Raw genomic sequence first — 619 nt, forward strand, 5'->3', positions numbered from 1 at the left:
ACTGACCATGTGTAAGTATCACCAGAGCAGATTGTTGCTGTCGTGATTACTTTTGCAGGTTTCGGAGTTACTGTCAACTGCAGTTCCTGATCTGCCGTACAGCCGTTGTTTGCAACTGTATAGGTTCCGCCTGCTGTATAGGCTGTTGAATTTACTGACCATGTGTAAGTATCACCAGAGCAGATTGTTGCTGTCGTGATTACTTTTGCAGGTTTCGGAGTTACTGTCAAGTGCAGTTCCTGATCTGCCGTACAGCCATTGTTGGCAACTGTATAGGTTCCGCCTGCTGTATAATTAGCCGAGTTTACTGACCATGTGTAAGTATCACCAGAGCAGATAGTCGCTGTCGTGATCACTTTTGCCGGTTTTGGAGTAACTGTCAACTGCAGTTCCTGATCGGCTGTACAGCCATTATTTGCAACTGTGTAAGTTCCGCTTGCTGTATAATTAGCCGAGTTTGCTGACCATGTGTAAGTAGCTCCCGAACAGATAGTCGCTGTCGTGATTACTTTTGCCGGTTTTGGAGTTACTGTCAATTGCAATTCCTGATCTGCCGTACAGCCATTGTTGGCAACTGTATAGGTTCCGCCTGCTGTATAATTAGCCGAGTTTACTGACC

The 619-nt window shown here is 45.9% G+C and carries 1 pseudogene; it reads right to left on the reverse strand.

From position 1 onward, the window contains the following. A pseudogene (locus GKZ88_RS22400) lies at nt 1–619 on the reverse strand (secretion protein); the annotation flags it as partial.

Source organism: Flavobacterium sp. LC2016-01 (genome assembly GCF_009711135.1).
Taxonomy (GTDB): Bacteria; Bacteroidota; Bacteroidia; order Flavobacteriales; family Flavobacteriaceae; genus Flavobacterium.